This is a genomic window from Actinotignum saccati, assembly GCF_051265055.1.
GTDB lineage: Bacteria > Actinomycetota > Actinomycetes > Actinomycetales > Actinomycetaceae > Actinotignum.
In genome coordinates, this window is record NZ_JBOZCC010000002.1 from 1 (window position 1) to 13,013 (window position 13,013).

Here is a 13,013-nt window from a genome sequence, read left to right on the forward strand (position 1 = left end):
GTGGGATTCTTCCCACCCCGCACGTTTTATTTCCCGCAGCCCGGTTCCACCAGGTACACTAACCAAGGACTCTATTACTCTCCGGGTGCACGAAGCACCCGAAAGGACTGGAAATGAAAGCTTTGCTCATTACCTGCGAAGTGCTTATGCTCATCACCAGCATCTTCCTCACGCTCTCCATCTTGCTGCACAAAGGCAAGGGCGGCGGTATCTCCGATATGTTCGGTGGCGGCATTTCCACGTCCATGCGTTCCTCCGGCGTAGCCGAACGCAACCTCAACCGCATCACCGTGGTGCTGGCTCTCATCTGGGGGATTTCCATTATCCTCATCGGCCTCATCGTGAAGGTCGGCGTCTAAGCCCTCAGAGTTTTCACGAGGCGTCAATATCAGCCTTAAGCAGCGGGGCCGGTACGTGATTATCCACGTACCGGCCCCGTTTTCGCGCTCTGAGTGCTACGCGCCATGTGCTGCCACAGTGTGCCACTCGGCTACATTCGCCGGAGCTCACATCCACGTCGGTGGGAGCTTGCATACCCACCTTCGCGGGATATTACACATCCACATCCGCGGGGGAGTAATCCAGCAGGGGGAGTCCCTTGGTGAGGACCTCGCCGTAGGCGGTATCGGGATTGAGGTCGCGCAGATCCTCGATGAGCATCGCTTCCAGACTGCGCACCGGCAAAGATACTTCCTGGGGAGCCCGGCCCGGGCGCAGCATCATACCGTGATCATTGCCCGGGGTGCGATGCAGGCTGAGAGCTGCGCCGTCGTTCAAGAAAATCTCCACGCCGGTAATCGGAGCACCCTCCTGCGGTTCAATCTCCACCGGAACATCCAGGCGCAACCGCAGCCACGCAGCGAGCAAGAAAAGCGAGGAACGGTGCGGGCGGCCCCATACCTTCGCGCCGGTAATGGTACGGCCCGGGAATTCATCGACCATGGAAGCGATGTAATTGCGCCACAGGGTAGTGCCCGCCCAGCCCAGGTCGGTATCCCCGGGAACGTAATTGGCGGAAAGATGCTGGAGCGCTAGGGCCGGATGATCGGCAGTGCGGGTGGTGGTAATGCGGCGCTGCGCGATGCGGCCGGCCGCGGTCGCCGCAGGGTTTTCCGGCATATTCTGAATCCACCACGTCACCACGGGAGTATCGGGAAGCAGCAGCGGGGTCACCAGGGTATCCACGTTCTCGGCGGCACCCGCGTGGGCGCGCAAAATAACGATCTCGGAAGCGCCGGCCTCGGATCCGGTGCGGATTTCCGCATCGAGGCGCGCGGTTTCCCCGGCAACGGGAAGCACCGCGATAATCCGCGAAGGGTGGGCGCGGGAGGCCCCGGCCGCCGCCTCAAGGGCGTCGCGCACCCCGCCCTCGGTATGCGCCACGATAATGAGCGTGAGAACCCTCCCGAGGGCTCCCACCCCGGAAGTTCCGCGCAATTGATCAAGCTGCTGGCCCACCTGGGCGGACGTGGTATCGGCAATATGGTTAATCATGAAGCTTCCTCGGATCTTTCAGGTACGGGATAGAGCCGCTTAAGGTGCCGGCCTAGGGGCCGCTTAGGGTGCCGGCCTACGGGCGGCGCCAAGCGTGGCCGTGGGCGGCGAGCATGGCATCGGCACCGGTCGGGCCCCACGATCCGGGCGCGTAGGTTTCCAGAGACTCCGGATGAGCATCCCAATAGTTTTCCACCTGGTCAATAATCCGCCAGGATTCTTCCACCTCGCGGGTTTGCGGGAAAAGCGGCGGATCGCCCAGCAGCACGTCAAGAATAAGGCGCTCGTAAGCTTCCGGGGTGTACTCGGTAAAAGCGTGGCCGTAGGCGAAGTCCATGGTGACATCACGCAGCCGCATTTCCGAGCCGGGCACCTTGGAACCGAATTTGAAGGTGATACCTTCATTGGGTTGCACCCGGATAACCAGGGTGTTTTGGCCCAGGCCGGCCACGTCCGGGAAGGGCAGGAAGGGCGGATTGCGGAAGACCACCGCGATTTCGGAAACGCGCCGCCCGAGCCGCTTGCCGGTGCGCAGGTAGAACGGCACTCCGGACCAGCGCCGCGTCTCAATTCCCAGGGCAATGGCCCCGTAGGTATCGGTCACGGATTCGGCGGGGATACCGTCTTCTTCCCGGTAGCCGCGTACCCACTGGCCACCCTGCCACCCGCTGGAATACTGCGCCCGCACCGAAGCCTGCGCCGGGTTCCCAAACAGGTGGGTGGCCTCGAGGACTTTCTCCTTTTCGGCCCGCAGCGCATCGGCGTGGAAGGAGGTCGGCTCCTCCATGGCGGTGAGGGCGAGCAGCTGCAGCAGGTGGTTTTGGATAACATCGCGGGTCGCTCCGATACCGTCGTAATATCCGGCGCGCGAACCAATCCCAATATCCTCCGCCATGGTGATTTGCACGTGGTCCACATGCGAAGAATTCCACAGCGGTTCGTAAAGCTCGTTAGCGAAACGCAGCGCGAGGATATTCTGCACTGTTTCTTTACCGAGGTAGTGGTCGATGCGGAAAACCGAATCGTGGGGGAAGACCCCGCTCACCGAGGCATTGAGCTCACGCGCGGAAGCCATATCGTGCCCGAAGGGCTTCTCGATAACCACGCGCCGCCAGCTGCCCGGTGCCCCGCGGTTGAGCCCGGCGTTAGCGAGCCCTTCGGTTACCACCGGGAAAAGGCTGGGCGGAATGGAAAGATAAAAAGCGAAATTACCGCCGGTACCGCGGGTGGCGTCCACATCCGCCATGGTGGCCCCGAGCGCACGGTAAAGTTCCGGATCGTTGTACTGGCCTTCGACCATCCGTAAACCGTCGAGGATTTGGGCCAGGGTGGTGGAGATAACCGGGGTTTGGGCGCCTTTGCGGATGGCCGCTTCAACACTGCGGGCCGCGTCTACGGGACGGCGCGCCACTCCGATAATGGAGAACGACGGCGGCAACAGCCCCCGATTCGCTAAGTCGTAGAGAGCAGGAAGAATTTTGCGGTTCGCCAAGTCACCGGTGATACCAAAAAGAACGATGCCGCAGGGGCCGGCCACCCGCTGGAGGCGGCGGTCAGCGACGGCACGGAGCGGATTACCTGAGGTAGGAGCAACCATAAAATTCCTGTCGTGAAAAAGAGGGCGAGAATATGCGCCTGTCTTATGGTAGACGCTTGAGCCGAAAAGGGGCACGGCTGTGTCCATCACGGTGTGCGGCCGGCTCCGGAAGCCGCTGGTGCACCCAGTTCGCGTAAACGGCTTATAGGACAACGAATAACCTCCGAAGCCGAAACTGCCGCAACGAATCAAGGTCGCGTGACCGGCACAGCGGCCACGCGACCTTGATGACGTTACGCGACTAGCGTGAAACGAATACTGTTCCCGCCAGCTAAGTGTTTACTAACTGCCAGCTACCCGCGCGCTGCTTCAATGGATTCAAGAGCGGCGGACACCACGTGCTCGGCGGTCATCCCGTATTCCTTCATGAGCTCACCGCCGGGGCCGGATTCCCCGTAGGTATTGATACCCACGCTGCGCCCGGCATCCCCAACGTAGCCAGCCCAGCCGAAGGTGGCGCCGGCTTCCACCGAGACACGCGCCTTCACATCGGGGAGGATCACCGCATCGCGGTAGGCCTGATCTTGAGCTTCGAACCACTCCAGGCAGGGCAGCGAAATAACGCGCGCACCCACGCCCTGCTCCGCGAGGCTCTTTTGCGCCGCTACCGCGAGCTGCACTTCCGAACCGGTGGCCAGCAGCTGCACGTCAACCGTTCCGGTGGGGGAGTCCGCCAGCACGTAGCCGCCCTTGAGGACGCCTTCGGTGGAGGTTCCTTCCAGAACCGGCACGCCCTGCCGGGTGAGGATGAGCCCGGTAGGTCCGCCGTCGACCTTCTCCAGCGCCCCGCGCCACGCGGCCGCGGTTTCATTCGCGTCGGCCGGTCGCACAATATTGAGCCGCGGGATGGCGCGGTAGGCCCACAGGTGTTCGATGGGTTGGTGGGTGGGGCCGTCCTCGCCCACGCCCACCGAATCATGCGTCCACACGAAAATCGAGGGGATATTCATAATGGCCGCGAGGCGGGCCGCGCCGCGCATGTAATCGGAGAATACAAAGAAAGTACCGCCGTAGGCGCGGGTGAGCCCATCGAGGGTAATTCCGTTAATGATCGCGCCCATGGCGAATTCGCGGATACCGAAGTGGAGGGTACGCCCGTAAATGTCACCGGAGAACATCTCCGAGGAGCGATGCGCGGGCAGGAAGGACGGCTCGCCCTTCATCGTGGTGTTATTCGAACCGGCCAGATCGGCCGAACCGCCCCACAGCTCGGGGAGTACCGGGGCGAGGGCATTGAGCACCGCGCCGGAAGCCGCGCGGGTCGCGATCCCCTTGGGATCCGGCTCCCAGCTCGGCAGCTTCTTTTCCCAGCCCTCCGGGAACTTCTTGGCCCGGATGCGATCATAGAGAGCGGCTTCTTCCGGATGGGAAGCCCGCCAGGCTTCGAAGCGCGCATCCCAATCCTTACGGGCCGCGGCCGCCCGCTCCGCCGCATTCGTGCGGGTGTGGGCCAGCACCTCATCTTCCAGCGGGAAATCAATATCCGGGTCGAAGCCCAGAATTTCCTTGGTGGCGCGAATTTCCTCCACGCCCAGGGCCGCACCGTGCGAGGCGCCGGTGTTCTGCTTGGTGGGTGCCGGCCACGCAATAATGGTGGAGAGCTTAATAATGGAGGGCTTATCGGTAACCTGCTGGGCTGCCAGAATCGCATCGTAGAGCGCTTGGACGTCCTCTTCGTAGGAGCCATCCTCCTTAATCCAATTCACGTGCTGGGTATGCCAACCGTAGGCTTCGTAACGCGCCAGCACATCCTCACTGAAAGCAATGGAGGTATTGTCCTCGATGGAGATGCGGTTGTCATCATAAATGAGAATAAGATTTCCGAGCTCCTGGGTGCCCGCCAGCGAGCAGGCCTCACTGGTCACGCCTTCCTGGAGGCAGCCATCGCCGGCAATCACGTACACAAAATGATCGAAAACGGACTGGCCGAGCGGGGTATCCCGGTCGAAAAGCCCGTGGGCGCGCCGGGAGGCCATCGCGAATCCCACCGCGGAGGCCAGGCCCTGACCCAGCGGCCCGGTGGTCATTTCCACGCCGTTGGTATAGCCGTATTCCGGATGCCCGGGAGTCTTGGAGTGGAGGGTGCGCAGCGCCTTAATATCATCAAGTTCCAGACCGTAGCCGGCCAGCAGCAGCTGATTGTATTGCGTGAGGGAGGAATGCCCGGCCGAGAGAATGAAACGGTCACGGCCCACCCACGCAGAATCCGCCGGATCGTGGTTCATGACCCGCTGGTAGAGCAGGTAGGCCGCCGGCGCCAGGGACATGGCCGTTCCCGGATGCCCATTCCCGGTTTTTTGCACCGCATCCGCGGCCAGCAGCCGGGTGGTATCCACGGCCCGCTGATCGAGCTGCGACCATTCGAGCTTCGCCATTGAATTCTCCTAACATAAGGTTGTGGTTACATGAGATGTGCCACGCACTAGTCTACTGGTCGAGCGGGTTTCGCGCGCCCGGGGCCCACCCCCGTTCGCGCCCGGCGCGAGGGTACCAAAGCCCGAGTACCGCGGCCACTACTGCGCGAGGGCACGCCCGCGCGAGTAACGTGAGCGCATCGCACGCCTGCCGCGCATCCGCGAAGGAGAATTTATGGCCGAACCCGGCACCCCGCCCCTACAGCGCGCGGTTGCGCAATTCCTCGCCCATATCAGCGTCGAACGCGCGTTATCGCGCAATACCGTGGCCGCTTATCGGCGTGATTTAGGTAAATACCTTGCGCACCTCGATTCCCGCGGCGTCACCAGCCCCGCCGAGGTGCGCGAAGAGGATGTCGCTTCCTTTTCCGAAACGCTCACCGGCATGGCCCCGGCTTCTATTGCGCGGGCCGTGACCGCGGTGCGGGCCTTTCACACGTTTTTATACGACGACGGCGCCAGCCCGGCCAATCCGGCCAGCCGGGTGCGCCCCCCGAAACTCCCCGCGCGCCTGCCCGAAGCTCTGACAATCGCGGAAGTGACCGCCATGATCGAGGCGGCCGGGGCCACCCCGCCGCCCCTGGGCCTGCGCGACCGGGCACTTCTGGAAGTCCTGTACGGGACGGGCGCGCGCATTTCCGAAGCCCTCGGGCTCACCGCCGATGATATTGATACAGACACCGCCACGATTCGGCTGTTCGGTAAGGGCCGTAAAGAACGGGTGGTGCCGCTGGGGCGCTACGCCCTGGAAGCCCTGGATGCCTACACCACCCGGGCCCGCCCCGAGCTGGCCGCGCGCGGGGAAGGAGTAACAAAACTCTTCCTCAACACCCGCGGGCGGGCCCTTTCCCGGCAGAGCGCCTGGCTCATTATTCGCCAGGCTGCCGAACGTGCCGGTATTACCGCCCATGTTTCCCCGCATTCGCTGCGGCATTCTTTTGCCACCCACCTGCTGCAGGGCGGCGCGGATGTGCGGGTGGTTCAGGAGCTGCTCGGGCATTCCTCGGTAACCACCACCCAGATTTATACCCAGGTTTCCCGCGACGTACTCAAGGAGGTGTATGCCACCTCGCACCCGCGGGCGCTGCGCAGCGAGTAGGAAGCGGGACAGGCGCGGCGTCGTTCTACGCTCTTCGCCAGAAATGGCACCGCAAGTCCTCCGAGTTTAGGTACCCTAGAGATGTGACCGAACAGAACGCGCTTTTTGAAACTGAGAACGTGGATTTTCCCGAACCGGAGCCTTTGCAGGAACACGGCCCGGCGCGCATTATTGCGATGTCCAACCAGAAGGGCGGGGTGGGGAAAACAACGACGTCGATTAACCTCGCCGCGGCGCTGGCTGGATACGGCCGGCGTGTTCTCATTGTGGATTTCGATCCGCAGGGCGCGGCTTCGGCCGGTCTGGGGATTAACGCTCGCGCGCTGGATCGCACTATTTATAACGAACTTATTGCGGCGAAACCGGATGTGCGGGGGATTATCCAGCATTCGAAGGTGGAGGGCCTGGATGTGGTTCCGGCCAATATTGACCTTTCCGCGGCAGAAATTGTGCTCATTAATGAAGTGGCGCGCGAACAGGCGCTCAGTCGGGTGCTGCGGCCCGTCCTCGATGATTATGATGTCATCATTATTGACTGCCAGCCTTCCCTCGGCCTGCTCACCGTTAATGCGCTCACGGCCGCGCACGGGGTGATTATCCCGCTGGAAGCGGAGTACTTCGCCATGCGCGGGGTGGCGCTGCTGACCGAACAAATCGGGCGGGTGCAGGATCGCCTCAATCCGCGGCTCACCATTGACGGGGTGCTTCTCACCATGGTGGATATGCGCACCCTCCATTCGCGTGATGTGATGCGTTCGGTGCACGAAGGATTCGGGGAAAAGGTGTACCACACCTATATTGCTCGCACCGTGAAGTTCCCGGATGCTTCGGTCGCCGGGGAACCCATCACCCAGTACGCGCCCTCGCACCCGGGTGCGGTGGCCTACCGGAAGCTGGCGCGCGAAGTGATTGCCCGCGGCCAAAGTGCCTAAGCGGGAGTGGGCGTGACCACTCTTTTTGACGCCTCATCCGATTTCGACGTGGACCTCGATGTCTATTCGGGGCCGTTCTCGGTGCTGCTCACCATGATTTCCAAGAAAAACTTGGATATTACCGAGGTGGCGCTGGCGGAAGTCACCGATGAGTTTATTGCCTGGATTCGTTCCCGGCCGGAGGTGGATCTCTCCACCACCTCGGAGTTCTTGGTGGTGGCCGCCACCCTCCTCGATATGAAATTGGCACGCTTGCTGCCCCGCCACGAAAGCGAAGAAGAAGATTGGGAGCTCCTCGAGCAGCGCGATCTCCTCTTCGCCAAGCTCCTCCAATACCGGGCATTCAAAGAGGTAGCCCGCGATTTCGGGGAGCGCCTGGGAGAAACCGGGCGGCGAGTGGGCCGCGATGTCCCCCTCGAAGAAATGTACGCGAAAGCACTTCCGGAGGTACGCCTCCCGCTCGGGGTTATGGATCTGGCCCTGCTGGCCGCCAGGGCTTTTACCCGTGATACGTCCGAACCGGTAGTCCAACTGGAACACCTGCATTCCCCGGTGGTTCCGGTGGCTAGCCAGGTCGCCTACCTGGAGAAACGCTTCCAAGCGGGAGAATCTTTCACGTTCACGCAGCTATGCGCGGATGCCGGGTCGGTGCAGGTGGTGGTGGCCCGCTTTTTGGCGGTGCTGGAATTGCTGCGCCGGGGCGCGATCGCTGCCGAGCAGGATGAGCCGCTGGGTGCGCTGGTGCTGCGCCCCACCCCTGCGGATGATCGCGGGGCGGCCGGGGCGGGCGACATCGCCGCGGAATACGGCGAGGTATCAGCAACCGCCACGCCGGGCAGCGACTAGACTGGGACTCAAGGCGCGTACAGCCCGCGCGCCCTGCCTGGTCCGCATACTACAAGGAGAATCCGTGGCCGATCTTTGCCCCGCCACCGCCCTCGAGGCGGTGCTTTTCGTGGCGGCCACCCCGGTTCCCCTCGCCACCCTGGCCGAAGCGGTGGGCTTGAGCGAAGCGGACACCCGCACCGAGCTGGAGAACCTGGCCCGGGAGTACCGCAGCGGGCGCCCGCACGGATTCGAATTGCGCGAAGCCGGTGGGGGCTGGCGTTTCTACACAAATCCGCTGGTATCCGATATTGTGCTGGCCCACGTAACCCGCGGGCAATCGGGTAAACTATCCACGCCGGCTTTGGAAACGCTGGCGGTGATCGCCTACCGGCAACCGGTGACCCGCGCCCAGATCGCGGCGATTCGCGGCGTGAATGTTGATGGAGTTGTGCGCACTCTCGCCACCCGCGGTCTTATTGCAGAAGCGGGCACCACGCCGTCCACCGGTGCGGTGCTGTATGCGACCACCCCGTATTTCCTCGAAGCTATGGGGATGAATTCCCTGGATGAACTGCCGCCCCTGGCGCCCTACCTGCCCGACGCAACCGAACTTGACGATGTGGAAAGAGAAATAAGATGAGAGAACGCTTGCAAAAGATCCTGGCCCACGCGGGGGTGGGCTCGCGGCGCGCCTGCGAAGCGCTCATTGCCGAGGGGCGGGTGGCCGTCAATGGCGCCGTCGTAACCGAAATGGGAACGCGGGCTGATGCCGAACGTGACACCATCCACGTGGACGGAATGCCGATTGCCGTCAAACCTGATTTGCTCACGGTGGCGCTCTATAAGCCGCCGGGGGTTGTCTCCACGATGGATGATGATATGGGCCGCCCGAGCCTCGCCCAGTACGTGGAGAAATACGAGCAGCGCCTCTATCACGTGGGGCGCCTGGACGAAGATACCGAAGGCTTGATTTTGCTGTCGAACGACGGCGAACTCACCCACCGGCTCACCCACCCCTCCTACGAGGTGCCGAAAACCTACGTGGCGCGGGTGGAAGGCCAGGTCACCCGGGGCCTCGCGCGGGTACTGGAAAAGGGCATCACCCTGGTGGACGGCCCCATCCGGGTGGATAAATTCGTGCTGCGGGAATCCCAGCCGCGCAATTCCATTGTGGAACTCACCTTGCATTCGGGCCGCAATCGCATTGTGCGCCGCATTATGGAAGAAGTGGGGCACCCGGTTATGGAACTGGTGCGCACCCGCTTCGCCACTATCGACGCCGGGCGGCTGCGCCCGGGTAAAAGCCGGGTGATCGCGGGCAGCGAGCTCTCGGCCCTCATGCATTCGGTAGGGATGTGATGCACGCAGGTCCGGTCCTTATTATTGGCTCGGGGCTGCTGGGCGCGTCCCTCGGGCTGCGCCTGCGGCTGCGCGATATTCCGGTGTACCTGGAGGATTCCTCCCCGCTGGCCGCGGCCCTGGCCCGCGATCTGGGTGCGGGGGAGGAGCCCCCGGAAGGCGACTGGGAGCCGAGCCTCGTGGTGGTTGCGGTGCCCCCGGATGTCACGGCGCAGGTGGTGAGCGCGGCCCTGGATCGTTTCCCCGGTGCGCTCGTGACCGATGTGGCGTCCGTCAAGGCGGTGGTGGCGGATCGTCTCGCCGCGCATCCGGCGCGGGAGCGTTACCTGGGTTGCCATCCCATGGCCGGCCGGGAACGCTCCGGCGCGATTGCCGCGGACGCCGATCTGTTTGAGGGCCGCCCGTGGGTGATCTGCCCGCGCCCGGAAACCCGCGAGGAAGATATTGCGCGTTTGCGCAGCCTCGCCTTGGATTGCGGTGCCATGCCGATTCTGGTGGAGGCCAGCGCACACGACCGCGCCGTCGCCCTCGTTAGTCACGTCCCGCAGCTGGTGTCGTCCCTGCTGGCGGGTACGTTGAACGACGCCGCAGCTACTGAGTTGAGCCTTGCCGGCCAGGGATTACGCGATATGACGCGGCTGGCGCATTCGGATCCGCAGCTATGGACCGCGATTATTGCCTGTAATTGCGCGGCGGTTGCTCCCGTGCTTCGCGATGTTGCCGAGCGTACCGCGAGCTTGGCGAGCGCCCTCGAAGCGGCCGCGGGGGCGGCGCAAGCACCCGGGCTGGCCCGGGCCGTTGCTGCGGTGGTGGCCGAAGGCGGGCGCGGGGTGGCGCGCATTCCTGGCAAACACGGGGGAGCCCCCCAGCGCTATACCGACGTCACCGTTCTGGTTCCCGACCGCCCGGGCGAATTGGGCCGCCTCTTCACCGAGGTGGGTGAGATCGGCGTGAATATTGAAGATTTTTCGCTTGAGCATTCCGTGGCCCAAAAAGTGGGGCGGGCACGGATCTCGGTGGCGCCGGCCGCCGCCCGGGATCTCAGCGCGGCGCTGGCCGCGCGCCAGTGGCAAGCTTTTATTGAAGGAGGAGAGCATGAGTGAGATGAACACCGCGGGCTATCCCATCGCCATTGACGGGCCCTCCGGCTCGGGAAAATCCACCGTCTCCCGCCAGGTTGCCCGCGAGCTCGGGCTCAGCTACCTCGATACCGGCGCCATGTACCGGGCCGCGGCCTGGGCAGCCCAGCATGCCGGCGTGGAGCTCACCGATCAGCCGGCCGTAGCCGCGGTGGTGCGGGCCATGAACCTTGAAATGCCCCTTGATCCGGATAACCAGAAGATTAGCTGCGAAGGGGAGGATATTACCGCCGCGATCCGCGCCCCGGAGCTCTCCCGGGTGGTTTCCCAGGTGGCCGTCAATCTTGAGGTGCGCGCTGACCTCATTGCCCGGCAGCGGGCCATTATTGCGGCGCACCCGCGCATTGTGGTGGAGGGGCGCGATATTACCAGCGTCGTCGCCCCGGAAGCTCCCACAAAAATTCTCCTCACCGCATCGGAAGAAACACGTTTAGCCAGGCGCGCGCGGGAAGTGCGCGGCAGTGCAGCACCGGATGCCCTGGCCGCTACCCGCGCGGAAGTAACCGAGCGGGATGCCAAGGACTCCACGGTCGCTTCTTTCCTGGAAGATCGCGCAGGAGTCGTTACAATTGATTCTTCTCAGATGAGTATTGCGGACGTGGTGGCCGCGGTGCGCACGCTGGCACAGGGCTCCGGAAAGGAACAGGACAGGAATGACTGAGGAATACCGCGATATGAGCGCGGAAGGGACCACCCCGGACGACGCTGAACGCGTGCTCCGCGCCGGTCTGGAGGCCTACGATCTGGACGAGGCCGATCTGGCGCTCCTGGCCGGGGAAGAACCTGAGGATGCGGAAGCCGCTGCCCGCGCGCTGCCCGTGGTGGCGGTTATCGGGCGGCCGAATGTTGGCAAGTCTTCCCTGGTGAATCGTATTGTTGGCAAGCGGGTGGCCGTGGTGCAGGACGTCCCGGGCGTCACGCGCGACCGGGTCTCCTACGAGGCAGAATGGGCGGATCGCCGCTTCCTCCTCATGGATACCGGCGGTTGGGAACGCGATGTGGCGGGCCTGGATCGCGATGTTGCCCTGCAGGCCGAAATTGCTATTGAGCAGGCCGATGCCGTTATTTTCGTGGTGGACGCCACCGTCGGGATGACGGATACCGATGAAGCCCTGGTGCGGGTGCTGCGCCGCTCGCGCAAACCCGTGATTGTGGCGGCTAATAAAGTGGATTCTCCCCAGCAGGAGCCGGATGCCGCCTACCTGTGGTCTTTGGGACTGGGGGAGCCCTACCCGGTATCGGCCCTGCACGGGCGCGGCTCGGGTGATCTTCTGGACGTGGTAATCCGCGCGCTTCCGGAAGAACGCGAGGTGCCGGTGCGCCCCAAGCGGCGCGGCCCGCGCCGGGTCGCTATTGTGGGGCGCCCGAATGTGGGCAAATCCTCCCTGCTCAACCAGCTGGCCGGGGAAACCCGCGCGGTGGTCAGCGATATTGCGGGAACCACCCGCGACCCGGTTGATGAAGTCATCGAGCTGGATGGCACCCCGTGGACTTTTGTGGATACCGCGGGAATTCGCCGGCGGGTGCACCAGACTCGCGGGGCGGATTATTACGCCAATCTGCGCACCCAGCGCGCGCTGGCGGAAGCGGAGCTTGCCCTCGCCCTTATCGACGCCTCCGAGCCGCTGACCGAACAGGATATTCGGGTGATCCAGCAGGTTATTGATGCCGGGCGCGCCCTCGTCATCGTCTGCAATAAATGGGACGAAGTTGATGAAGAACGCCGTTTCGAACTCGACCGCGAATTCGAGCGTGAACTGGTGCAGATCCAGTGGGCGGCGCGCGTCAATCTCTCGGCAAAAACCGGCTGGCACACCAACCGACTCTCCAATGCCATGACCACCGCGCTGCGTTCCTGGGACCAGCGTATTCCCACCGGGAAACTCAATGCTTTCCTCAGCGAATTGGCGGCCGCGCACCCGCATCCGGTGCGCGGGGGCAAGCAGCCGCGTATCCTCTACGGCACCCAGGCGTCGACGCGCCCGCCGCGTTTCGTACTTTTCGCCACCGGCTTCATCGAGGCAGGCTACCGGCGTTTCTTGGAAAACCGCTTGCGCGCCACCTTCGGTTTCGAAGGTTCCCCGCTCCAGATTTCGGTTCGGGTACGCGAACGGCGTAAGAAGTAGCAGAAGTGGTACGACGGCGCAGCTA

Annotated in this window: 12 protein-coding genes; 9 read left to right on the forward strand and 3 right to left on the reverse strand. The window is 63.5% G+C overall.

Annotation, left to right across the window (positions count from 1 at the left end; all coding sequences use genetic code 11):
• The first annotated feature begins 113 nt into the window (after nucleotides 1–113).
• Nucleotides 114–359, forward strand: a complete 246-nt coding sequence (gene secG / locus ACRQEC_RS01465) for a preprotein translocase subunit SecG (protein ID WP_026429337.1) — start codon at nucleotides 114–116, stop codon at nucleotides 357–359.
• Between the two features lie 193 nt (nucleotides 360–552).
• On the opposite strand, the gene ACRQEC_RS01470 is transcribed toward secG, so the two are convergent.
• From ACRQEC_RS01470 to tkt, 3 genes are all read right to left on the reverse strand, one after another.
• Nucleotides 553–1,494, reverse strand: coding sequence for a glucose-6-phosphate dehydrogenase assembly protein OpcA (locus tag ACRQEC_RS01470; RefSeq protein ID WP_026429338.1), 942 nt, complete (start codon nucleotides 1,492–1,494; stop codon nucleotides 553–555).
• Between the two features lie 76 nt (nucleotides 1,495–1,570).
• Nucleotides 1,571–3,091, reverse strand: coding sequence for a glucose-6-phosphate dehydrogenase (gene zwf / locus ACRQEC_RS01475; protein WP_284890191.1), 1,521 nt, complete (start codon nucleotides 3,089–3,091; stop codon nucleotides 1,571–1,573).
• Nucleotides 3,092–3,384: 293 nt separating this feature from the next.
• Nucleotides 3,385–5,466, reverse strand: a complete 2,082-nt coding sequence (tkt, locus tag ACRQEC_RS01480) for a transketolase (protein ID WP_284890192.1) — start codon at nucleotides 5,464–5,466, stop codon at nucleotides 3,385–3,387.
• Between the two features lie 214 nt (nucleotides 5,467–5,680).
• Between tkt and xerD the strand changes: the two genes are divergently transcribed.
• From xerD to der, 8 genes are all read left to right on the forward strand, one after another.
• The gene (xerD, locus tag ACRQEC_RS01485; RefSeq protein ID WP_284890193.1) at nucleotides 5,681–6,604 is read left to right on the forward strand and encodes a site-specific tyrosine recombinase XerD; all 924 of its coding nucleotides are present in this window, start codon (nucleotides 5,681–5,683) and stop codon (nucleotides 6,602–6,604) included.
• Nucleotides 6,605–6,687: 83 nt separating this feature from the next.
• Nucleotides 6,688–7,536, forward strand: coding sequence for a ParA family protein (locus ACRQEC_RS01490; RefSeq protein WP_026429342.1), 849 nt, complete (start codon nucleotides 6,688–6,690; stop codon nucleotides 7,534–7,536).
• 12 nt (nucleotides 7,537–7,548) lie between these two features.
• Nucleotides 7,549–8,382, forward strand: coding sequence for a segregation and condensation protein A (locus ACRQEC_RS01495; RefSeq protein WP_284890194.1), 834 nt, complete (start codon nucleotides 7,549–7,551; stop codon nucleotides 8,380–8,382).
• A 64-nt stretch (nucleotides 8,383–8,446) separates the two neighbouring features.
• Nucleotides 8,447–9,004 carry an SMC-Scp complex subunit ScpB gene (gene scpB, locus ACRQEC_RS01500; protein ID WP_301575211.1) on the forward strand — a complete coding sequence of 186 codons (558 nt, stop codon included), beginning with the start codon at nucleotides 8,447–8,449 and terminating at the stop codon, nucleotides 9,002–9,004.
• On the forward strand, nucleotides 9,001–9,723 hold the full coding sequence (locus ACRQEC_RS01505) for a pseudouridine synthase (RefSeq protein ID WP_284890196.1): 723 nt from the start codon (nucleotides 9,001–9,003) through the stop codon (nucleotides 9,721–9,723). The genes scpB and ACRQEC_RS01505 overlap by 4 nt, the downstream gene beginning before the upstream one ends.
• Entirely contained in the window at nucleotides 9,723–10,826 is a 1,104-nt protein-coding gene (locus tag ACRQEC_RS01510; RefSeq protein WP_284890214.1) for a prephenate dehydrogenase, read from the forward strand. Before ACRQEC_RS01505 ends, ACRQEC_RS01510 begins: the two co-directional genes overlap by 1 nt.
• Nucleotides 10,819–11,523 (forward strand): (d)CMP kinase, encoded by a 705-nt coding sequence (gene cmk, locus ACRQEC_RS01515; protein WP_284890197.1) that lies wholly within the window; start codon nucleotides 10,819–10,821, stop codon nucleotides 11,521–11,523. Before ACRQEC_RS01510 ends, cmk begins: the two co-directional genes overlap by 8 nt.
• Entirely contained in the window at nucleotides 11,516–12,988 is a 1,473-nt protein-coding gene (der, locus tag ACRQEC_RS01520; RefSeq protein ID WP_284890198.1) for a ribosome biogenesis GTPase Der, read from the forward strand. Before cmk ends, der begins: the two co-directional genes overlap by 8 nt.
• Nucleotides 12,989–13,013: the final 25 nt, after the last annotated feature.

Bases quoted from the DNA above. Each gene is read 5' to 3' on its own strand.
- secG (WP_026429337.1), top strand. From the start codon at position 114: ATGAAAGCTTTGCTCATTACCTGCGAAGTGCTTATGCTCATCACCAGC.
- ACRQEC_RS01470 (WP_026429338.1), bottom strand. From the start codon at position 1,494: ATGATTAACCATATTGCCGATACCACGTCCGCCCAGGTGGGCCAGCAG.
- zwf (WP_284890191.1), bottom strand. From the start codon at position 3,091: ATGGTTGCTCCTACCTCAGGTAATCCGCTCCGTGCCGTCGCTGACCGC.
- tkt (WP_284890192.1), bottom strand. From the start codon at position 5,466: ATGGCGAAGCTCGAATGGTCGCAGCTCGATCAGCGGGCCGTGGATACC.
- xerD (WP_284890193.1), top strand. From the start codon at position 5,681: ATGGCCGAACCCGGCACCCCGCCCCTACAGCGCGCGGTTGCGCAATTC.
- ACRQEC_RS01505 (WP_284890196.1), top strand. From the start codon at position 9,001: ATGAGAGAACGCTTGCAAAAGATCCTGGCCCACGCGGGGGTGGGCTCG.
- ACRQEC_RS01510 (WP_284890214.1), top strand. From the start codon at position 9,723: ATGCACGCAGGTCCGGTCCTTATTATTGGCTCGGGGCTGCTGGGCGCG.
- cmk (WP_284890197.1), top strand. From the start codon at position 10,819: ATGAGTGAGATGAACACCGCGGGCTATCCCATCGCCATTGACGGGCCC.
- der (WP_284890198.1), top strand. From the start codon at position 11,516: ATGACTGAGGAATACCGCGATATGAGCGCGGAAGGGACCACCCCGGAC.